At 47.2% G+C, this 22,444-nt stretch carries 18 protein-coding genes; 13 read left to right on the forward strand and 5 right to left on the reverse strand.

Annotated elements, in window-relative coordinates:
* Positions 1–369: 369 nt before the first annotated feature.
* The 3 genes from B5G04_RS18045 to B5G04_RS18055 all read right to left on the reverse strand — a co-directional run bounded on the left by B5G04_RS18045 (position 370) and on the right by B5G04_RS18055 (position 4,335).
* Positions 370–1,740, reverse strand: a complete 1,371-nt coding sequence (locus B5G04_RS18045; RefSeq protein WP_022038780.1) for a TrpB-like pyridoxal phosphate-dependent enzyme — start codon at positions 1,738–1,740, stop codon at positions 370–372.
* A gap of 113 nt (positions 1,741–1,853) precedes the next feature.
* Complete coding sequence (gene hemW / locus B5G04_RS18050; RefSeq protein WP_087398254.1) at positions 1,854–2,987, reverse strand: radical SAM family heme chaperone HemW; 1,134 nt, start codon at positions 2,985–2,987, stop codon at positions 1,854–1,856.
* A gap of 91 nt (positions 2,988–3,078) precedes the next feature.
* Positions 3,079–4,335, reverse strand: a complete 1,257-nt coding sequence (locus tag B5G04_RS18055; protein WP_087398255.1) for a phosphoglycerate kinase — start codon at positions 4,333–4,335, stop codon at positions 3,079–3,081.
* A gap of 379 nt (positions 4,336–4,714) precedes the next feature.
* Here B5G04_RS18055 and B5G04_RS18060 point away from each other — a divergent pair, with 379 nt between their 5' ends.
* The 3 genes from B5G04_RS18060 to ffh all read left to right on the forward strand — a co-directional run bounded on the left by B5G04_RS18060 (position 4,715) and on the right by ffh (position 8,229).
* Positions 4,715–5,095, forward strand: a complete 381-nt coding sequence (locus tag B5G04_RS18060; RefSeq protein WP_087398256.1) for a 2-amino-4-hydroxy-6-hydroxymethyldihydropteridine diphosphokinase — start codon at positions 4,715–4,717, stop codon at positions 5,093–5,095.
* 363 nt (positions 5,096–5,458) lie between these two features.
* The gene (locus B5G04_RS18065; RefSeq protein WP_087398257.1) at positions 5,459–6,781 is read left to right on the forward strand and encodes an MATE family efflux transporter; all 1,323 of its coding nucleotides are present in this window, start codon (positions 5,459–5,461) and stop codon (positions 6,779–6,781) included.
* 122 nt (positions 6,782–6,903) lie between these two features.
* Positions 6,904–8,229, forward strand: coding sequence for a signal recognition particle protein (ffh, locus tag B5G04_RS18070; protein WP_087208262.1), 1,326 nt, complete (start codon positions 6,904–6,906; stop codon positions 8,227–8,229).
* 98 nt (positions 8,230–8,327) lie between these two features.
* On the opposite strand, the gene B5G04_RS18075 is transcribed toward ffh, so the two are convergent.
* On the reverse strand, positions 8,328–9,902 hold the full coding sequence (locus tag B5G04_RS18075; protein ID WP_022038773.1) for an Rne/Rng family ribonuclease: 1,575 nt from the start codon (positions 9,900–9,902) through the stop codon (positions 8,328–8,330).
* Positions 9,903–10,162: 260 nt separating this feature from the next.
* On the reverse strand, positions 10,163–10,438 hold the full coding sequence (locus B5G04_RS18080) for an HU family DNA-binding protein (RefSeq protein ID WP_022038772.1): 276 nt from the start codon (positions 10,436–10,438) through the stop codon (positions 10,163–10,165).
* Positions 10,439–10,616: 178 nt separating this feature from the next.
* Here B5G04_RS18080 and mutY point away from each other — a divergent pair, with 178 nt between their 5' ends.
* The 10 genes from mutY to B5G04_RS18130 all read left to right on the forward strand — a co-directional run bounded on the left by mutY (position 10,617) and on the right by B5G04_RS18130 (position 22,363).
* Positions 10,617–11,678 carry an A/G-specific adenine glycosylase gene (mutY, locus tag B5G04_RS18085; RefSeq protein ID WP_087398271.1) on the forward strand — a complete coding sequence of 354 codons (1,062 nt, stop codon included), beginning with the start codon at positions 10,617–10,619 and terminating at the stop codon, positions 11,676–11,678.
* Positions 11,679–11,689: 11 nt separating this feature from the next.
* Positions 11,690–12,121, forward strand: coding sequence for a single-stranded DNA-binding protein (locus tag B5G04_RS18090; protein WP_022038770.1), 432 nt, complete (start codon positions 11,690–11,692; stop codon positions 12,119–12,121).
* A gap of 42 nt (positions 12,122–12,163) precedes the next feature.
* Complete coding sequence (gene gldE / locus B5G04_RS18095) at positions 12,164–13,501, forward strand: gliding motility-associated protein GldE (protein WP_087398258.1); 1,338 nt, start codon at positions 12,164–12,166, stop codon at positions 13,499–13,501.
* Entirely contained in the window at positions 13,488–14,162 is a 675-nt protein-coding gene (locus B5G04_RS18100; protein WP_022038768.1) for a 4'-phosphopantetheinyl transferase superfamily protein, read from the forward strand. Before gldE ends, B5G04_RS18100 begins: the two co-directional genes overlap by 14 nt.
* A 392-nt stretch (positions 14,163–14,554) precedes the next feature.
* On the forward strand, positions 14,555–15,604 hold the full coding sequence (locus tag B5G04_RS18105) for a type I asparaginase (RefSeq protein WP_087208267.1): 1,050 nt from the start codon (positions 14,555–14,557) through the stop codon (positions 15,602–15,604).
* Between the two features lie 202 nt (positions 15,605–15,806).
* Positions 15,807–16,493 carry a response regulator transcription factor gene (locus B5G04_RS18110; RefSeq protein WP_022038766.1) on the forward strand — a complete coding sequence of 229 codons (687 nt, stop codon included), beginning with the start codon at positions 15,807–15,809 and terminating at the stop codon, positions 16,491–16,493.
* A 107-nt stretch (positions 16,494–16,600) separates the two neighbouring features.
* Positions 16,601–18,382, forward strand: coding sequence for an ATP-binding protein (locus tag B5G04_RS18115; RefSeq protein ID WP_087398259.1), 1,782 nt, complete (start codon positions 16,601–16,603; stop codon positions 18,380–18,382).
* A gap of 184 nt (positions 18,383–18,566) precedes the next feature.
* Positions 18,567–19,034, forward strand: coding sequence for a transcriptional repressor (locus B5G04_RS18120; protein WP_087208271.1), 468 nt, complete (start codon positions 18,567–18,569; stop codon positions 19,032–19,034).
* Positions 19,035–19,046: 12 nt separating this feature from the next.
* Positions 19,047–20,315, forward strand: coding sequence for an adenylosuccinate synthase (locus B5G04_RS18125; protein WP_022038763.1), 1,269 nt, complete (start codon positions 19,047–19,049; stop codon positions 20,313–20,315).
* A gap of 110 nt (positions 20,316–20,425) precedes the next feature.
* Positions 20,426–22,363 carry an ABC-F family ATP-binding cassette domain-containing protein gene (locus B5G04_RS18130; RefSeq protein WP_022038762.1) on the forward strand — a complete coding sequence of 646 codons (1,938 nt, stop codon included), beginning with the start codon at positions 20,426–20,428 and terminating at the stop codon, positions 22,361–22,363.
* Positions 22,364–22,444: the final 81 nt, after the last annotated feature.

Here is a 22,444-nt window from a genome sequence, read left to right on the forward strand (position 1 = left end):
GTGGGAGACAGAGGTCTCCCTTTTTTATTTTGTATTGCCGGATGACCCTGATTCCGGGCTTCCACCGCCTTCCTCCGCCCTTTCCGCTACGCTCCAAGGACGGAGGAAGGCGGTGGCGGAGTTGCACTTCTAACTTGACGGTGGGTTTTTTCCATTAAGTACCTATGTTTGCAGAACGAAGATATGCTTCATGGGCAATATCAGATAACTGCTATGGCTTGAGGAGATAACTGAAACGGCAAGGTAATATATCTTCGGTTAGCGCATCATGGTTTCAGTTGGTTGAAGGCATTCATTTATATGCGCGGATAAAAATGTGCTAATGCATTGGAGGTTTATTCCCGCATTAGCACATTCCTATATTCCGCATTATTTATTCAGTTCATTCACTTCTGCCAGGCTCTTGTTTATTTCCTCATCGCTCAGGCTATAATTGGTGAGATTGCCTGCCAGGTATTGGTCGTAAGCGCTCATGTCGATCAAACCGTGTCCGGAGAGGTTGAAAAGAAGCACTTTCTCTTCGCCGCTTTCTTTGCATTTCAATGCTTCATTAATGGTGGCAGCGATGGCGTGGCATGATTCCGGTGCCGGGATGATGCCTTCTACTTTGGCGAAAAGGCAGCCGGCTTTGAACGAATCCAATTGTTGGATGTCGACGGCTTCCATGAGGTTGTCTTTTATCAGCTGCGATACGATGACACCAGCTCCGTGATAACGCAAGCCTCCGGCATGGATGTTGGCAGGGGTAAAATTGTGTCCCAATGTGTACATCGGAAGCAGCGGGGTATATCCGGCTTCGTCTCCATAGTCGTATTCGAATTTGCCTCGTGTCAGTTTGGGGCATGATGCCGGTTCGGCTGCAATGTATCGGGTTTTCTTTCCTTCCAGGATGGTGTGCCGCATGAACGGGAAAGCGATGCCGCCGAAGTTGGAACCTCCGCCGAAGCAGGCGATGATGGCATCGGGATATTCGCCTGCCATTTCCATTTGCTTTTCGGCCTCCAGTCCGATGATGGTCTGATGGAGGGTGACATGGCTTAATACAGAGCCTAAAGTGTATTTGCAGTTAGGTGTCGTGCGTGCCAGTTCTACTGCTTCAGAAATAGCTGTACCCAGTGAACCTTGGTGGTTAGGGTATTTGGTCAGGATGTCTTTTCCTGCGCGGGTTGACATGGAAGGTGAAGGAGTGACCTGTGCGCCGAAAGTCTGCATGATGCTGCGCCGGTATGGTTTCTGCTCGTAGCTGATTTTTACTTGATATACGGCAGCTTCCAGTCCGAATACGTTGGCTGCATACGACAGGGCTGCTCCCCATTGTCCGGCTCCTGTTTCGGTTGTGATATTGCTTACGCCTTCTTTTTTGCAATAATAGGCTTGTGCCAGTGCCGAATTCAGCTTGTGCGAGCCGATTGGGCTGACACTTTCATTCTTGAAATAAATGTGGGCAGGGGTGTCTAATGCTTTTTCCAGTCCGTATGCACGTACCAGCGGGGTGCTCCGGTAGTATTTGTACATGTCGCGCACTTCCTCGGGTATCTCGATCCATGTATCTGTTTGGTTCAATTCCTGCTGGCAAAGTTCTTTGGCGAAGATAGGGTAAAGGTCTTCGGGTTTGAGCGGTTCTTTGGTAGCAGGGTTTAAGGGAGGCAGCGGTTTGTTTATCATATCTGCCTGAATGTTGTACCAGAAGCGTGGTATTTCGTCTTCGGGTAAGATGAATCTTTTCTGTTTATTGCTCATAATGACTTACATTTTTAAACGTTTTGCCAAAAATAGGTAAAAAAGTGAAACTATGCAACCTCTTTTACGAAAATTTCTTCCAGAGGGGGGGGGTAATCTTGTTCAATCTTGTTTCAATCGTCCACCCAAAGCAGGTCGCTCATGATGCTGTCGGATATGAAAATACCTTGTTCGGTAAGCTTCAGGAAATCGCCGGTCTGTTGTAAAGTATGTTGTTGTAAATGGGGTGTGGCAAGGTGGATACAATAATCGTATAGTTTTTCTCCGAAACCGGTCTTGAGCCTGGTCAGGGACATGCCCCACATGGTGCGCAGGCTGGTAATGATAAAATCGTTGTAGCGGGTGTAGAGGTCGAGTTCTTCTATTTCGTAATCAGGCTTACGGTGCTCGATGCCTGTTATGTATTTTTCAAGCGATGCGATGTTCCATTGGCGTGACGTACCGTTATATGAATGGGCAGAAGCTCCGCATCCTAGGTATGTTTTGCCTGTCCAATAGCTGGAGTTATGGCGTGAATATTTGTCGGGCAGGCAGAAGTTGGATATCTCATAATGTTCGTATCCGGCGTTTTTCAGTGTATGAATCAGTTCGGTGAATAGGTTTACGCTCAAGTCTTCGTCTATTTCGTTTACCCGATGCTGTTCGCGGAGTTTCCAGAGGGGTGTTCCTTCTTCGTAAATCAGGTGGTAGGCAGAGATGTGTTCGGGATGCAGGGTGACGGCTTGCTTCAGGTCGGCTTGCCAGGAAGCGAGTGTCTCACCGGGCAGTCCGTACATCAGGTCGATGCTGATATTGGCGAAGCCTGCTTGCCGGCATCGCTCGAAAGCATCAATGGCTTGTTGTGCCGTATGGCGGCGGTGCAGCAGCCGTAAGGTCGTATCGTTGAAGGTTTGTATTCCCATGCTCAGGCGGTTGAAGGGAAAGTGCCGGAGCATGGTTACATATTCCTTGTTTAAATCATCGGGGTTGGCTTCGAGGGTGATTTCGGCATCCGGGCGGACAGGATAATATATATATAAGGTAGAGAATATCTGTTCGAAGTGTTTTTCCTGCAATTGCGAAGGGGTGCCTCCGCCTAAATAGATGGTTTCGATATCTTCTCCTTCGAGGTACTCTTTCCTTTGTTCCAGTTCTTTACATAGCGTCTGGATATAACGGTCTGTTTGTCCTCCCTGAGTGGTTGAGAAGAAATCGCAATAAATGCACCGGCGTTTGCAGAAGGGAATGTGTAGGTAGATGCCTGCCATATATCGCTTGATGAGGTTTATCTACGTTGAAACCCGAAAACGTATGCGTATACATACGCTTTCGGGTTTCTATTGAAAAATAATGTTATTCTTATTCTTCGCCACAGATAGCAGCTACACCCGGCAATACTTTGCCTTCGATGGCTTCCAGCAATGCACCGCCACCGGTAGAGATGTAAGATACCTGGTCTGCCATGCCGAACTTGTTGATGCAGGCTACAGAGTCGCCACCACCAATCAGTGAGAAGGCACCGTTCTTGGTAGCTTCTGCAATGGCTTCTGCAATGGCTTTCGAACCGCCTGTGAAGTTATCGAATTCGAATACGCCGGCAGGACCGTTCCACAGGATAGTCTTGGCATTTACGATAGCAGCCTTGAATGCTTCGCGGCTTGCAGGACCTGCATCCAGTCCTTCCCAGCCTTCCGGTATGTCGTTAGCCGGGCAAACTTGTGTGTTGGCATCGTTCTTGAAGTCATCAGCTGCGATACAGTCGGTACCCAATACCAGGTTTACACCTTTTTCTTTTGCTTTCTTGATGATGTCGAGAGCCAGGTCGAGCTTGTCATCTTCGCAGATAGACTTGCCGATTTTACCGCCTTGAGCCTTAGCGAAAGTAAATGTCATACCGCCGCACAGAATCAGGTTGTCTACCTTATCCATCAGGTTTTCGATGATACCGATTTTGGTAGAAACTTTCGAACCACCCATGATAGCGGTGAACGGGCGTTTGATGTCTTTCAATACGTTATCAACGGCTTTCACTTCTTTTTCCATCAGGTAGCCCAGCATCTTGTGGTCTGCATCGAAATAGTCGGCGATAACGGCTGTAGAAGCGTGTTTGCGGTGAGCCGTACCGAATGCGTCCATCACGTAGCAGTCTGCATACGAAGCCAATGTCTTGGCGAAATCTTTCTGGCGTGCCTTCATTTCTTTCTTAGCGGCTTCGTAAGCAGGGTCTTCTTTTTCGATGCCTACGGGTTTGCCTTCTTCTTCGGGATAGAAGCGGAGGTTTTCCAGCAACAATACTTCGCCCGGTTTCAAGGCTGCGGCTGCATCCTGTGCTTTGGCGCAGTCGGGAGCGAACTGAACCGGAGTGCCCAGAGCTGCTGATACAGCATCAACAATCTGGCTCAACGAATATTTGGCGTTTACTTTGCCTTTGGGCTTGCCCATGTGCGACATGATAATCAAAGCGCCGCCGTCAGCCAAGATTTTCTTCAAGGTAGGCAGAGCGCCACGGATACGAGTGTCATCGGTAATCTTACCATTTTCGTCCAAAGGTACATTGAAGTCCACGCGGACGATTGCCTTCTTTCCGGCAAAGTTGAATTTGTCAATAGTCATCATAGTCTCAATATTTTTTGTTTAAAGTGTTTGCATTTCAGTTGCACCGCAAAGTTAAGAAAAAAAACTATCCGACATGTATTTCGCCCGATTATTTTCTGCCTCTTTGTTATTTTGTTTTAAAAAAAGGCGGGTTCGTATGGTAAAGTAAGTTGTCTGTGTTTGGCGCGTCATTCAGGCTGGTTGCAGAATGGTATTTATCATCCTGTTCCGTTCTGAAGTGAATGTTTTCGGCTCCCTTTTTGCGGGTTTATGATCTTTTTTATAACTTGCACTGTTTTTCAGGCAATGCCGGTTTCATGTATTTATGGACGCTATACCGTTATTCTTGGACGGATTCCGGGCAGTTTCTGGCAGGTTGGAAAGATTAAAAGAACTATTTATGGAAAAAATGCATCAATGTGTCTTGTGTATCGGGTCGAATTACCATGCGGAAATGCATATGAATATAGCCGAGAAAGTATTAAGACATTATTTTCCTTGTATCCGATGGGGGAAAACCATACAGACCGCACCCGAAGGGAGCATACATCATGTTCCTTATCTCAACCGGGCGGCACTGTTTGAAACCACTTGGGATCCAGATAGTTTGAGGAGCTTTTTCAAGAACATAGAAAAAGCTTGTGGGCGCACTCCTGCCAGTAAGCAGACAGGGGTTATTCCACTCGACATTGACCTGCTGATGATAGATGGTGTCGTATGCAAACCTGCCGACATGCAAAAAAAATATGTGCACCTGGCACTACATGGGTTGGAGATATAAAAAACGGCTTGTGCGATTTATCACCACAGATTTATTAATTTACGATTTGACAATTTATTATTTACTATTTTGATATTATAGTCAATCAGAAATGAATTGCGAAAAATCATTTGTCATGCTGAGTGCCCATTTCCAATGGAAACTCCATTCGATTATGACAATACATCAAGAATTTTTCGCAAACCAATTTTGTTTTACTATAAAATCGTACTTCGTAAATCGAAAAATAGTAAATATATCTATACCTATAGTATAGCAGAGACAGTTTCCAGGCCTGGGGAAAAGAGTAGGATTAGGTTTGTATGTATAAAATCCGTATCTTTGTGCGCTTGTTTCAAGAATTATATCATCAAACAATCTGTTATGTACACGAACAAAGAAATATGGAATGTAACTTATCCCATTTTCTTGGGATTGCTGGCACAGAATGTCATCAACGTGACCGATACTGCCTTTTTGGGACATGTGAGCGAAGTGGCACTGGGAGCTTCGGCTATGGGTGGACTGCTGTATATCTGCATTTATACGGTGGCTTTCGGTTTCAGTGTGGGTTCGCAGATTCTTATAGCGCGGCGTAATGGTGAGGGGAACTACCATTCCGTGGGGCCGATTATGTGGCAGGGCTCTGCCTTTAGTTTCGGGATGGCGGTAGTGCTGCTGGCGGCAATGTATCTGTTTGCCGAGCCTCTGATACGCCTGCTCATTACATCAGACAATATCTACCATGCTACTTACGAGTTTTTTACGTGGCGCATCTGGGGGGTCCTGTTTGCATTTGTCAACGTGATGTTCCGTGCCCTTTATATAGGCATTACTAAGACGAAAGTGCTTACGATGAGTGCTGTGGTCATGGCTGCGGTCAATGTAATACTCGACTATGTATTGGTGTTCGGTGAGTGGGGTTTCCCCGAAATGGGTGTGCGCGGGGCGGCACTGGCTTCGGTGATAGCCGAGGCGTCTTCGCTGGTGTTTTACCTTGTATATACCTATGCGAAGATAGACCTTCATAAGTACGGGCTGCACCGCTTCGGGCAGTTCGACTGGAACATGGTGGTGCGTATCTTGCATATTTCCTGTTTCACGATGGTGCAGTATTTCCTCTCGATGGCTATCTGGTTCGTATTTTTTATGGCACTGGAGCGGTTGGGCGAGCGCCAGCTGGCGATAGCCAATATTGTGCGTAGTGTCTACGTCGTTTTGCTTATTCCGGTGCAGGCACTTTCTACTACGGCGAACTCGTTGGTGAGCAACCTTATCGGTTCGGGAGGTGTGTCGAAGGTGATGTATCTGCTGAACCGCATCGCCCGGATGTCGTTCCTCATCATGGTGGTTTGTGTAGTGTTGTGCGTGGCATTTCCTCATGCCATCCTTTCGGTATATACAGGCGAGGAGGCATTGCTTCATGAATCGGAACTGGCACTTTATGTAGTGTGCGTGGCGATGCTGATTGCGGCACTTTCCAATGTGTATTTCAACGGTATTTCGGGAACAGGTAATACACAGGCGGCATTGGTGCTCGAAATTGGCATACAGGTGTTTTATGCCCTCTACATCATCATCATCGGCATGGTGGTGCAGGCTCCGGTGGAGATTTGTTTCACTACCGAAGTGATTTACTATACCCTGATGTTGGTTTTCAGTGTGATTTATCTGAAAAAAGCGAAATGGCAGAACAAAAAGATTTGAAGCCTGCAAGTTTTTTACTATTTTTGCACGCTGCTTTTTTATTGGGTGCAGAGACGGCGTACATCTCTGTGCCTCTGTGGCATAAAAATTAAATAGTAAATCGCTAAATAGTAAATAGAATTATGTTCGATAATTTAAGTGAAAGACTGGAGCGGTCGTTCAAGATATTGAAAGGTGAAGGCAAAATCACCGAAATCAATGTGGCGGAGACCCTGAAAGATGTACGTCGTGCGTTGCTGGATGCCGATGTAAACTATAAGGTGGCAAAGAACTTTACCGATACGGTAAAAGAGAAAGCACTGGGGCAGAACGTCCTGACGGCCGTGAAGCCCAGCCAGTTGATGGTGAAGATTGTTCACGACGAGCTGGCGAAGCTGATGGGAGGCGATACGGTGGAACTGGAGTTGAAAGGCCGTCCTGCTGTTATCCTGATGTCGGGTCTGCAAGGTTCGGGTAAGACAACCTTTTCGGGCAAGCTGGCACGGATGTTCAAGTCGAAGAAGAACCGTAAGCCCTTGCTGGTAGCATGTGATGTTTACCGTCCGGCTGCCATCGACCAGTTGAAAGTGCTGGGCGGGCAAGTGGAAGTACCGGTCTATAGCGAACCGGACAGCAAAGATCCGGTACAGATAGCCTTGAATGCCATTCAGGAAGCCAAGGCGAAAGGGTATGACCTGGTTATTGTCGATACAGCCGGCCGGTTGGCGATAGACGAACAGATGATGAACGAGATTGCCGCTATCAAAAATGCCATCACTCCGGATGCTACCCTTTTTGTGGTGGATGCGATGACCGGACAAGATGCGGTGAACACAGCCCGTGAATTTAACGAACGTCTCGACTTCACCGGTGTGGTACTTACCAAATTGGATGGTGATACGCGTGGCGGTGCCGCCCTTTCCATCCGTACGGTGGTAAACAAGCCTATCCTGTTTGTTGGTACGGGCGAGAAACTGGATGCCGTCGACCTTTTCCATCCGGCACGTATGGCAGACCGTATTCTGGGTATGGGCGACATCGTTTCGTTGGTAGAGCGTGCACAAGAGCAATACGATGAGGAAGAAGCCAAGCGTTTGCAGAAGAAAATCCAGAAGAACCAGTTCGACTTTAACGACTTTTTGGGACAGATCCAGCAAATCAAGAAGATGGGTAACCTGAAAGAACTGGCTTCGATGATTCCGGGCGTAGGAAAGGCGATTAAGGATATCGATATTGATGACAATGCCTTTAAGAGCATTGAGGCAATTATTTATTCGATGACTCCCCAAGAGCGCACACATCCTGAAATCCTGAACGGAAGCCGCCGGAACCGTATTGCCAAAGGTAGCGGAACAAGCATTCAGGAAGTGAACCGCCTCTTGAAGCAGTTCGACCAGACCCGCAAGATGATGAAGATGGTAACGGGCAGCAAGATGGCAGGCATGATGCAGAAAATGAAACGGAAATAACGGGAAGTGTATCTTACGGATTATCCCCTTGTCTTCCTTATGTTGTTAAGGAGCAGGCAAGGGGATAATTGTTTTTTGGAGGTTCTTTGTTTGCTTGTCTATTTGATTTCGAACTCCTCTTTCATGTCTATTTCTTCGTTGTGCGCGTCATAAAATTTATATTGCAGGAAGGCAAGGCTTTGGTTCGGGACAATCTTGATTCCGAAGCCGTATTTCATCTGCCACTTCCGCTTGAGCGACATGATGCCTTGGTTGATGTAAGCAGCCACGTAGGGGTGGATGTGCAATGTAAATTTCTTGACCTTCAACTTATTGACCAAGTAGTCAATTTTGCTTTCCAGTGTATCTGTAAACAGGATGGAAGGCTTTATCTTTCCTTTGCCGAAGCAGGTGGGGCAGTCTTCATCAGTAGCCACATCCATTGCCGGACGCACGCGCTGGCGCGTTATCTGCATCAGACCGAATTTGCTGAGGGGCAGAATGTTATGCTTGGCACGGTCTTTTTGCATGTTCTGGCACATACGCTCGTACAGTTTCTGACGGTTCTCGGCAAGATTCATGTCGATAAAGTCGACAACGATGATTCCTCCCATATCTCTTAATCGGAGTTGGCGCGCCAACTCATCGGCTGCGCCCAAGTTCACATCGAGGGCATTGGCTTCTTGTCCGTTGGCAGATTTCGAACGGTTACCGCTGTTCACGTCCACTACGTGCAGCGCTTCGGTATGTTCGATAATCAGATAAGCCCCGCTTTTATAAGAAACGGTTTTGCCGAACGATGACTTGATTTGTTTGGTGATGGCAAAGTTATCAAAAATGGGAAGCTGGCCTTTGTATAGCTTGACAATACCCACACGTTCGGGGGCTATCAGGGCTACATAATTCTTTACTTCATTGTAAACGGTCTCGTCGTTCACGTAGATGTTTTCGTACGAAGGGTTGAACAGGTCGCGCAGCATGGCTACCGTGCGGCTTGTCTCTTCGTAGACCAGTGTAGGCATTTTGGTTGCCTTTTGTACTTTTGTGATGGTCTCTTCCCAGTGTTTCAGCAATACTTTCAGTTCGGCGTCCAGTTCAGCCACGCGCTTCCCTTCTGCCACCGTGCGTACGATGACGCCGAAGTTTTTCGGCTTGATGCTTTGCAGCAATTGTTTCAGGCGTGCGCGTTCTTCGCTCGACTTGATTTTTTGCGATACCGACACTTTATCATTGAACGGGATCAGTACCAGGTATCTGCCGGCGAACGACAATTCGCAGGTCAGTCTCGGTCCTTTGGTGGAAATGGGTTCTTTGACAATTTGTACGATAACCTCTTGTCCTTGTTGCAGGACGTTCGAGATGCTTCCGTCCTTTTCAATATCGGGCAGCATGGATGCCTTCGATATGGGATAAAGCTTCTTTCGGTCGCTGATAACTTGTTTCAGATACTTCTGGTAAGAAAGAAATTGAGGTCCGAGGTCTAAGTAATGAAGGAAAGCGTCTTTTTCGAAACCGACATCTATGAAGCAGGCGTTCAGTCCGGGCATCAGCTTTCTGACTTTGCCCACGTACATATTGCCGACGGAAAAGGAAAGGTTTCTTTCTTCTTTCTGGAACTCTACCAGGTTCTTGTCTTCCAGCAGAGCTATGGAGATTTCCTTCGGCTGTACATCTACTACTAATTCGCTTGTCACTTGTTATACTTAGTTTACGGGTTAATACTTTTTTTTGAAACAAAAGATTCTCAATACACAAAGAACAAACCTGAAAGACTATGAAGGAGCTTTGCAAGTTTGTTCTTTATTGAAGTCGGACAGACTAACAATTATTTTTTGCTTTTGTGTCTGTTCTTTCTCAGTCTTTTTTTACGTTTGTGAGTTGACATTTTATGTCTTTTTCTTTTCTTTCCGCTTGGCATAGCTTCAAAATTTTATAGGGTTAATACTAATGTTAATTATTTCTTTACTGAAAGAGTAAACGTCTTTGCTGGCTTAAATGCCGGAATGTTGTGTTCCGGAATGATGATGGTCGTATTTTTTGAAATGTTCCGGGCAGTCTTCTGCGCTCTTTTCTTCACGATGAAACTGCCGAATCCACGGAGGTATACGTTTTCATCATTTGATAATGACGTCTTTACTGAATCCATAAATGCTTCCAGCGTAGTGAGTACCGTTTGCTTGTCAATGCCGGTGCTTTTGGCAATTTCGTTTACAATCTCTGCTTTAGTCATTTCGCTAATAATTATTGTTATACGTTATCTTAATTTTTTGGATTGCAAATATATAGCTTTTCTCGCTTATGGAAAAATTTCTTTCGAACAAAATTTTAAAAAACTGTTTCAAGCATCCTTAAAACCTGTAATTTTGCAGATGTTTTTAGTGTTTTTAATCAAAAGCAATGGAAAAGTTATGAATCGGTTCGGTGAAACCTTGATACATTGGTATGAGGAGAACAAGCGGGATTTGCCGTGGAGGGACACGAAAGACCCTTATAAAATATGGATATCTGAAATTATACTCCAGCAGACACGTGTGGTACAGGGATACGGTTATTACTGCCGTTTTATCCGGCGGTTCCCAGACGTGTTTGCCTTGGCGGAAGCCGGTGAAGACGAAGTGATGAAGTATTGGCAGGGGTTGGGCTATTATTCACGGGCAAGGAACCTGCACGAGGCGGCACGTTCGATAGCTGCGCGAGGGACTTTCCCGGATACTTACGAAGAGGTACGTAAATTGAAAGGAGTGGGCGATTATACCGCCGCCGCCATTTGCTCGTTTGCCTACGGTATGCCTTGTGCCGTGGTCGACGGCAATGTGTACAGGGTGCTTTCACGTTGGCTGGGGGTCGAAGAACCGATTGACACCACGCAAGGCAAGAAACTTTATGCAGCCTTGGCTGGAGAGTTGCTCGAAAAGTCGGTTCCTGCCCTGTACAACCAGGCAATAATGGACTTTGGAGCCTTGCAGTGCGTGCCCTCATCCCCTTCGTGCATGTTCTGTCCGTTGGCAGACAGCTGTGTGGCATTGCAGAAAGGATTGGTGGATGTGCTTCCGCGCAAGCAGCACAAAACCAAAGTGAGCAACCGGTATTTCCTTTATTTTTATATAGATGCCGGCGGGGATACCTTCTTGCACAAGCGGGAGGCGGGGGATATCTGGCACAACCTGTATGAGTTCCCGTTGATAGAAACCGGACGGGCGATGGAAGAGGAAGAGGTATGCGTGCTGCCGGCATACAGGCAGCTTTTTGCGGAATGCGAAATCTTGTCTGTGCGGTTGGTGGCAAAGCAGGTGAAGCATGTCTTGTCACATCGGGTGATTTATGCCGACTGTTATGTCGTGCGCATCGCCCCGGGGGGGATGCCGCAGGGGGCGTTCCAATGCGTCCCGGTCGGCGATTTGCACAAATTTGCGGTTCCGCGTTTGATATCTCGTTTTTTTTCTGTAATTTTGAAACCAAATAATCAGTAAACGATTTAGATATGTCATTGAATAAAGTGCAATTGATTGGAAATGTCGGGAAAGACCCGGATGTACGCTATTTGGATAATGGGGTGGCGGTAGCCGCTTTCCCTTTGGCCACTACAGACAGAGCCTATACATTGGCAAACGGCACGCAGGTGCCCGAACGTACGGAGTGGCATAACATCGTGTTGTGGCGCGGACTGGCGGAGACTGCCGAGAAATATGTACACAAGGGGGACAAACTTTATATTGAAGGAAAGATACGCTCGCGCTCGTATGACGACCAGAACGGCATCAAGCGTTATGTGGTGGAAATCTTTGCCGATAATATGGAGATGCTGACTCCGCGTTCTCCCCAGCCGGCAACCGCTCCTTCCCAGCCTGCTGCGGCACAGCAGGCGAATGTTTCGGCGCAGCAGGCTGGCACTTCTGATGATTTGCCTTTCTGACCGATGGCATATAAACCTGATGTTTAACTAAAATTTTTTGTTTTGGATCCTGACTCGTGTTTATCTATCATTGAAGAGTGGTGTAGCGGCTTAACGTTTGCATCTCCTTCCGTAGGAGCGTTGGCAGCTGCTGTGCTGGCTGTGTTGTTATTGTGTGTGTCCGGTCTTGTCTCGGCTTCGGAGATAGCTTTCTTCTCCTTGTCTGAAAACGACAGGGAAGAAGTGGATGAAGAAAAATCGGCGGCCGACAAGCGTATCCGTAAGTTGCTGGACGACTCGGAACGTCTGCTTGCAACGATTCTGATATCCAATCATTTCGTCAATGTGACGATTGTCGTGCTGGGGGCTTTCTTCTTTTCCGATGTGATGCGTGGGGAAGAGGCTGAGGGGCTGCGGCTGGTCTTTTGTGTCATCGTCTTGACATTCCTGCTGTTATTGTTCGGCGAGATTATGCCTCGCATCTATTCGGCACAAGATTCGTTGGGGTTCTGCCGGAAAGTAGCGCCTCTCATTGTCTTCCTGCGTAGGATTTTCCGTCCCTTTTCAGACATTCTGGTACGTTCTGCCTTTTTTGTGAACAGGATGGCGCAGAAGCATAAAAAGACCGGCCTTTCTGTGGACGAACTTTCGCAAGCCTTGGAGCTGACCGACAAACGTGAGATTTCGGAAGAAAGCAATATGCTGGAAGGCATCATCCGTTTCGGAGAGGAAACGGCAAAAGAGGTAATGACTTCGCGGCTGGATATGGTAGATTTGGAAATCGGCACCCCGTTTTCAGAAGTCATCAAGTGTGTGGTGGACAATGCATACTCCCGTATCCCTGTTTATGAAGAATCGCGCGATAATATAAAGGGCATTCTGTATATTAAGGATTTGTTGCCCTACTTGGAAAAAGACGACACTTTCAAGTGGCAGAACTTGATACGGCCTGCCTATTTCGTGCCCGAGACCAAGATGATTGATGACCTGTTGCGTGATTTTCAGGCAAACAAGATCCATATAGCGATTGTGGTGGACGAATTTGGAGGTACATCGGGGCTGGTCACGATGGAAGACATTATCGAGGAAATCGTTGGGGAAATCAATGATGAATATGACGAAGAAGAACGCAGCTATGTAAAGGTTTCGGATAACGTGTATGTTTTTGAGGGGAAAACGTTGCTGTCCGATTTCTATAAGATATTGGATGTCGACCCGGATGATTTCGAAGAGCTGGCTGGCGATGCCGATACTTTGGCAGGACTGGTGCTCGAACTGAAAGGAGAGTTCCCGGCACTGCATGAGATTATCCGTTGCAAGGATTTTGTGTTCGAAGTGCTTCAGATGGATGCCCATCGTATTGTGAAAGTAAAAGTAACCCGGAAGAATGTCGCTGTTTAAGAGTTGGAAAAGCGATGGCGCTGTGTTTGCCATCTGGAAGGTGGAAGAAACCGGCGGAGAGTTGCGTGCGATGTTGGGTGACTCATTGCCTTACGATGCTGAACTGTCCGCACTGCGTGCAGAGTCACGCCGTACCGAGTATCTTGCGGTGCGTGTATTGCTTAAGGCATTGTGCGGTGAAGAGAAACAGGTCGGGCATTTTCCTTCGGGCAAACCTTTCCTTACAGACCAGAGCTATCGGCTTTCGATTTCTCACACCAGGGGGTATGTGGCTGTAGCACTGCATCCGTCTGCCGAAGTAGGAGTGGATATCGAGCAGGTGGCAGACCGGGTATTGAGGATTGCCGGCCGTTTCATGTGTGCCGAAGAGCTGGACGGAGAGACGGAAGCGGTAAAAGGGTTTGCCGGAGATTCACGTACCTCCACCTTATATTATATGCTCTTGCACTGGTCGGCAAAGGAAACGCTCTACAAGCTGATGGGAGAAGAAGAAGTCGATTTCAGGGAACACTTGCGTGTCATGCCTTTTCATCTTCAGCAGCAAGGGGATTTTGTTGCTGGTGCATACAAATCTTTTCCGCCGGCAAGTTATCAGGTCTGTTATATGGTTCATCCTGATTTTGTCTGCACGTGGAGTGTGCAGGCAAAGAAATATTTTTAATGAATATCCGCATTTTGCCCAAGACACGGGACAACCTCGTCTGGTGTAAGATTAATAATCTTCCGCTTGTAAGATTAATAATCTTGCAGCCTGAAGATTAATAATCTTACAGCGGATGGACCTATATGCGTTGCCGACGCACCTCTATCCGCAGGCTTCCGCAACCGGATGCGCCTTGCTATGATTCTATCCGGAATTACAAATTCATTTCTTGTCTACACTGATTTACAAATTTAGCTGACTGAGATATAAGCTATCAATTAGCCACAATAATACCCATCTGGGCTTTCAATTCCTCACTCAAAGGCAAACATTTTGTTATTTACCATAGAAAACATTTCGGATTTCGCACGCTATTTCGTACCTTTGCATGCACAAAACAGACACGAATTATGATTAAGTCCGACTATCCATCCGTACTCCTTATATATACCGGCGGAACCATCGGTATGATAGAAAACCCCGAAACAGGGGCTTTGGAAGCCTTTAACTTCGACCAGCTTCAGGAAAACGTGCCCGAACTGCGGCGGTTCAACTACCGGATATCTTCGTACCAGTTCACCCCACCCATCGACTCATCGGACATGGAACCGGCACTGTGGGCAAAACTGGTCAAGATTATCCAATACAATTACGATAACTTCGACGGATTCGTCATCCTGCACGGAACGGACACCATGGCATATACGGCATCTGCACTAAGCTTCATGCTGGAAAACCTGAGCAAACCGGTCATCCTGACAGGAAGCCAGCTGCCCATCGGCGTGCTGCGCACCGACGGAAAAGAAAACCTGATAACCTCTATCGAGATTGCCGCAGCAAAGCATCCCGACGGTACGGCAGTGGTGCCCGAAGTGTGCATCTTCTTCGAAAACCTGCTGCTGCGCGGAAACCGCACGACGAAAATCAACGCCGAGAACTTCAACGCTTTCCGCTCGTACAACTATCCCCCGCTCGCTACGGCAGGCATCCACATCAAGTATGAATACGACCGCATCCGCAAAGCGCATCCCGATGTGCCGATGCACCCCCACTTCGTGTTCGACACCAATGTCATCATCCTCACCATCTTCCCCGGCATACAGGAAAACATCGTACAGGGCGTCTTACGCACCCCGGGACTGAAGGCTGTGGTGCTGAAGACCTACGGCTCGGGCAATGCCCCGCAAAAGCCCTGGTTCATCCGCCTGCTGAAAGAAGCTACGGAGCGCGGCATCATTATCGTCAACATCTCGCAATGCCCTACAGGCATGGTGGAAATGGCACGCTACGAAACCGGCCTGCACCTGCTGGACGCGGGCGTCATCAGCGGATACGACTCGACTGTAGAAAGTGTGCTCACCAAACTGATGTTCCTGTTAGGGCACGGGCTTACCCCGCAACAGGTGCGCAACGAGCTGAGCCGTCCCATTGCCGGAGAGTTTACCCGCCCTACTTTGTAACCGGATTGTAATACCTATTTCACAATACCGAAACAAGAAAGCCTCATCTTTGCGTCCGGATATATTTTTTGAAACGCAGATTAGCGCAGATTGGCGCAGAGACAACACATAGAAGAGCATCTATTGCCTATTAAAAAACAAGCCGCGTGAATCTGCGCTAATCCGCGTTTCAAACATACATAACATAAAACAGAATAAAACCATGAACGAATACCGAATCCTTGTAGTAGACGATGAAGACGATTTGTGCGAAATCCTGAAGTTCAACCTCGAAATGGAGGGTTACAAAGTCGATACTGCCAACTCGGCAGAAGAGGCCCTGAAACTGGACCTTACGCAATACAACCTGTTGCTGCTGGACGTGATGATGGGCGAAATTTCCGGATTCAAGATGGCGCGCATGCTGAAGGCAGACAAAGACACCGCCAACATCCCCATCATTTTCATTACCGCCAAAGACACGGAAAACGATACCATCACGGGCTTCAACCTAGGTGCTGACGACTATATCTCGAAGCCATTCTCGCTACGCGAAGTCATCATGCGCGTGAAAGCCGTATTGCGCCGCACCGCCAACCTCCAGCTGAAAGACAGTGAAGAACTGCAATACAAGGGACTGGTCATCAATGTGCCACAGAAAAAGGTGACAATCAACGGCGAAGAAGTTTCACTCACCAAGAAAGAGTTCGAAATCCTACTGCTGCTGCTCCAAAACTCAGGACGTGTGTTCTCTCGCGAGGACATCCTCTCGAAGGTGTGGAACGATGAGGTGTACGTGCTCGACCGCACGATAGACGTTAACATCACCCGCCTGCGCAAGAAAATCGGCGAATACGGCAAACATATCGTTACCCGTCTGGGATACGGCTATTGCTTCGAATGCGAATAAATTATTTTCAGACACTAGGAATCAGGTACTAGGTTTAAACAATTCTGCCGATGTATCTAGAGCCTAGCTACCTAGTACCTAGTCAACTAGTACCTAAAAAAAAGCTTATGACTAAACTGATATACCGTCTGTTACCGTTCAGTAAACGGCTTTTCCTGTCGGTCATCCTGCTGTTCGTCATCTTCGCGACGTGCTTCCTCGTTTTTCAATACCAGCGTGAAAAAGCATACAAGAGCGATTTGCTGAACATGCAATTACAGAATTACAATAACCGGATGTATGACTTCATCACCTCGTGCAAGTCCCTCGATACCGATTCATTGCAACAATACGTTGTTACCCATATCATTCCCGATATCCGTGTAACCATCATTACCACCCAAGGTAAAGTGATATACGACAACATCCAACCCGATGTAAGCAAGTTTGAGAACCACCGTACCCGTAAAGAGGTGCAAGACGCACTGATGTATGGAAGCGGCTATGACATCAACCGCATCTCTGCCAGCATCGAAGGGCAAGAATATTTCTATTCGGCACACTATTATCCTTCACAACAACTCATCATCCGCTCAGCACTGCCCTACAACGTAAGCCTAAGCAAGCACCTCAAAGCCGACTCGGAATTCGTATGGTTTACACTGACCATCAGCCTGATGCTGGTCATCCTGTTCTACCGCTACACCCGAAAGTTGGGGATGTCCATCACCCGACTGCAACAATTCGCCCTACGTGCCGACCGCAACGAACCGATCGACATTTCTGAATCGTTCCCCAAAAACGAACTGGGCGAAATCTCCCAACACATCATCAAGATATACCAGCGCCTGCACCGTGCCAAAGAAGCTCTGTATATCGAACGCGAGAAACTGATATCGCACCTGCAAACCTCACATGAAGGATTGGGGGTCTTCACCCGCGAGCGAAAAGAAATACTGGTAAACAACCTTTTTACCCAATATGCCAACACGATCTCCGACCACAACCTGACCTCGACCGAAGAAGTGTTCAACATTGCCGAACTGCATCCCATTACCGACTTTTTGAACCGCAACGACGGAAACTTCAGCAAAGAAGAGAAAAAACTATCGCTTCATGTGGACAAGAACGGACGTTCTTTTTCGGTAGAATGCATCATTTTCCAAGACCACTCATTCGAAATATCCATCAACGACATCTCACAGGAAGAACAACAGGCACGCCTGAAGCGGCAACTCACCCAAAACATCGCCCATGAACTGAAGACACCAGTCAGCAGCATACAGGGATACCTGGAAACAATACTAAACACCCCCAACCTGCCTCCGGCAACAATGCAGGCATTCCTCGAACGAAGCTATGCGCAAAGCAACCGACTCACCGTCCTGCTGCGTGACATCTCGGTGCTGACACGCATGGATGAAGCCCCGAATCTGGTAGAACGCGAACAGGTAAACCTGAGCCTGATGCTGAAGAATATGCTGAACGAGCTGGCACTGGCATTGGAAGAAAAACACATCACGGTCATCAACAAAGTGCCCTACGGACTTATCATCAACGGAAACAGTTCGCTCCTCTATTCCATCTTCCGTAACCTGATGGACAACGCCATTGCATACGCAGGAACCGGTGTGACCATCCGCATCAACTGTTTCCGCGAAGACGAAAAATACTACTATTTCAGCTTTTCCGATACAGGAGTAGGCGTACCCGAAGAACACCTGAACCGCATCTTCGAACGTTTCTACCGGATAGACAAGGGACGCTCGCGCAAGCTTGGAGGCACTGGACTGGGACTTGCCATCGTAAAAAACGCCGTACTCTTCCACGGAGGAACCATTTTCGCCAAGAACAATCCGAGTGGAGGACTGGAATTCGTGTTCACTCTACAGAAAAACAAAGAAGAATGATACGGGACTTGCAGAAGTTAAAGCCGGTAAAGAAAACGCCAGTTACAGAAGCGGAAATACCTTAAAAACTCATCCCAAATCAGCACATGATAAATTCAAGACAGTTTCTTATAGAAATTTTTCTTTGTAGCCTTTCTAAATTACGTAAAAAAGATTACCTTTGACCCAGAAAGAGACTGAGCGGATGGAAGAAAATATAAAAGAAAAGGTAAAACAGATTCTGACTGATTATTTGCAGAAGAACGGGCATCGCAAGACACCCGAACGATATGCCATTCTCGACACGATTTATACCATCAAAGGACATTTCGACATCGAGATGCTATATTCATATATGGCAGAAAAAGAACGTTTCCGTGTCAGCCGTGCCACGCTATACAATACGATTATCTTACTGATTGATGCAGGACTGGTCATCAAGCACCAGTTCGGCAATACATCGCAGTATGAACGTTCGTACAACAACGAGACTCACCATCACATGATCTGCACTTCGTGCGGCAAGGTTTCCGAGTTCGAAGATGAAACCTTGAAACAAGCCATCGTAGATACCAAACTGAAAGGTTTTCATGCCTCTCACTACTCCTTATATATATACGGGCTATGCAACAAGTGTATGGTAGCGAAAAGAAGAAAAATTTCAAAAACTTAAAAATTAGATTATATGAAAGTAGATGTATTGTTAGGTTTGCAATGGGGCGATGAAGGTAAAGGGAAGGTCGTAGATGTACTGACCCCGCGTTATGATGTTGTTGCTCGTTTCCAAGGAGGACCTAATGCCGGTCATACACTGGAATTTGAAGGTCAAAAATATGTACTCCGTTCTATTCCGTCAGGGATATTCCAAGGCGATAAAGTCAATATCATCGGTAATGGCGTGGTACTGGACCCAGCTTTATTCAAGAGCGAGGCAGAAGCACTTGAAGCAAGCGGACATCCGCTGAAAGAACGCCTGCACATTTCGAAAAAAGCACACCTCATCTTACCTACCCACCGGGTGCTGGATGCAGCTTATGAAGCTGCCAAGGGAGCATCGAAAGTAGGCACCACCGGAAAAGGTATCGGACCGACATATACCGACAAGGTGAGCCGCAACGGTCTGCGTGTAGGCGACATCCTGCATGGATTTGACGAGAAATACGCAGCTGCCAAAGCACGTCACGAAAAAATTCTCCAAAGTCTGAACTATTCGTATGATATAACCGAAGCCGAAAAACAATGGATGGAAGGTATCGAATACCTGCGCCAGTTCCACTTGGTGGATAGCGAACACGAAATAAACCGCCTCCTGAATGAAGGCAAGAGTGTGTTGTGCGAAGGTGCGCAAGGTACGATGCTTGATGTTGATTTCGGTTCGTATCCGTTTGTTACTTCTTCCAATACGATTTGCGCCGGAGCCTGCACGGGACTGGGACTGGCACCCAACCGGATTGGCGAAGTATATGGCATCATGAAAGCTTATTGTACCCGCGTAGGAGCCGGACCATTCCCTACCGAACTGTTCGATGAAACCGGAAAAACTATCCGCGACCTTGGACATGAATATGGGGCAGTGACCGGACGCGAACGCCGTTGTGGATGGGTCGACCTCGTAGCATTGCGTTATGCCATTATGGTCAACGGAGTCACCCAGCTTATCCTGATGAAGAGTGATGTACTCGATGCCTTCCCCATCGTGAAAGCTTGTGTAGCATACAAAGTGAACGGAGAAGAAATCGACTATTTCCCCTACGATATCACCGAAGGTGTAGAGCCGGTATATGTAGAAATGCCCGGCTGGCAGACCGATATGACCAAGATGACTAGTGAAGACGAATTCCCCGAAGAATTCAACGCCTACATCTCCTTCCTTGAAGACCAGTTGGGTACTCCCATCAAAATCGTATCAGTAGGTCCCGACCGCGAACAGACCATCGAACGCTATACTGAATAATGAGTAGATGAATTTGTAAGTTCTTAAGTTTTTGAATTTTTAAGTTTAGCTTGCAAAACGAAAAGACTTAAGGACTTACAAACTCAAGAACTAAAGGACTAGGCATTTATATGATTTCTATAGAAGGTTTGAAAGTGGAATTCGGAGTAACTCCATTGTTCAAAGATGTATCGTTTGTTATCAACAAGAAAGACCGCATTGCCCTGGTAGGCAAGAACGGTGCAGGCAAGTCTACCTTATTGAAAATACTTGCCGGCATGCAACGTCCCACCGAAGGCACAGTAGCGGTACAGCGCGGAGTTACCATCGGTTATCTGCCCCAGGTTATGGTGCTGAGCGATACACGTACGGTACGTGCCGAAGCAGAAATGGCATTCGAACATATCTTCGAAATGAAAAAACACCTGGAACAGATGAACCAGGAACTTTCAGACCGTACCGATTATGACTCGCCAGACTATCACGGACTGATAGACCGTTTTACACACGAAAACGAACGTTTTCAAATGATGGGAGGCAATAATTACCAGGCTGAGCTGGAACGCACCTTGGTGGGCTTGGGCTTTGCCCGTTCTGATTTCGACCGTCCTACCAGTGAGTTCAGCGGAGGATGGCGTATGCGCATCGAGCTTGCCAAACTGCTTTTGCGCCATCCAGACGTGCTTCTGCTTGACGAGCCTACCAATCATCTTGATATCGAGAGCATTCAGTGGCTGGAAGGATTCTTGAAAATGGAACCGGGAGCCGTAGTACTGGTCAGCCATGACCGGGCTTTCATCAACAATGTCACCAATCGCACTATCGAAATATCGTGCGGACATATCTATGATTATCGGGTACCTTACGACCAGTTCGTTGTCCTCCGCAAAGAACGACGTGAACAGCAACTCCGTGCCTACGAAAACCAACAGAAAGAAATAAAAGACACTGAAGACTTCATTGAACGTTTCCGTTATAAGGCGACTAAGGCTGTACAGGTGCAGAGCCGCATCAAGCAACTCGAAAAAATCGTACCTGTCGAAGTGGACGAAGAAGACAACTCATCCTTACACCTCAAGTTCCCACCCGCCATCCGCTCGGGCAATTATCCCGTGATATGCGAAAACCTGAAGAAAGCGTACGGTTCCCATGTGGTATTCCACGATGTGAACCTTACCATCCATCGAGGTGAAAAAATAGCATTCGTGGGCAAGAACGGCGAAGGAAAATCCACACTCGTCAAGTGCATCATGGACGAAATACCCTATGAAGGAAAACTCACCATCGGACACAACGTGCAAATCGGCTATTTTGCCCAAAACCAGGCACAACTACTTGACGAGAACCTGACCGTATTCGATACCATCGACCGCGTGGCAAAAGGAGACATACGCCTGAAGATACGCGATATCCTGGGCGCATTTATGTTCGGAGGCGAAGCTTCCGACAAAAAAGTAAAAGTGCTTTCGGGAGGAGAAAGAAGCCGGTTGGCAATGATACGCCTCTTGCTCGAACCGGTCAACCTGCTTATTCTCGACGAACCTACCAACCACCTTGATATGCGCTCGAAAGATGTACTCAAAGAAGCCATACGCGAATTCGACGGCACTGTGATAGTCGTTTCGCACGACCGTGAGTTTCTCGATGGACTGGTGACCAAAGTCTACGAATTCGGCGGAGGACTGGTGAAAGAACACATCGGCGGCATATACGATTTCTTACAGAAGAAAAAAATAGAAAATCTGAATGAACTTCATCTCTCCGCATCTACATCCGAAGGTGTAAAGAAAAAGGAAGAAAAAGACCCTCCCAGTGAAGGCAAACTTTCTTACGAAGCCCAACGAGAACAAACACGCAAGATACGCAAGCTGGAAAAACAGGTAGCAGAACTGGAAACATCTATCGAAAAAATGGAACAGCAGGTGTCGGCACTCGAAAACCGTATGGCAACACCCGAAGGTGCAGCCGACATGTCACTCTACCAGGAACATCAGAAACTGAAAGAGCAGATAGCCGCAGCGGAGACTGAATGGGAAACCATTTCACTTGAACTGGAAGAACTGAAATAAATTCTCAACCTACACTTGACAGGGAAAACACCCCCATAATTCTTTTACTCGTAATGATAAAGACAAAACTAAGTTTTTAAA

The sequence above is a fragment of the Bacteroides sp. An51A genome, from assembly GCF_002161565.1.
GTDB classification, from domain to species: domain Bacteria; phylum Bacteroidota; class Bacteroidia; order Bacteroidales; family Bacteroidaceae; genus Phocaeicola; species Phocaeicola intestinalis.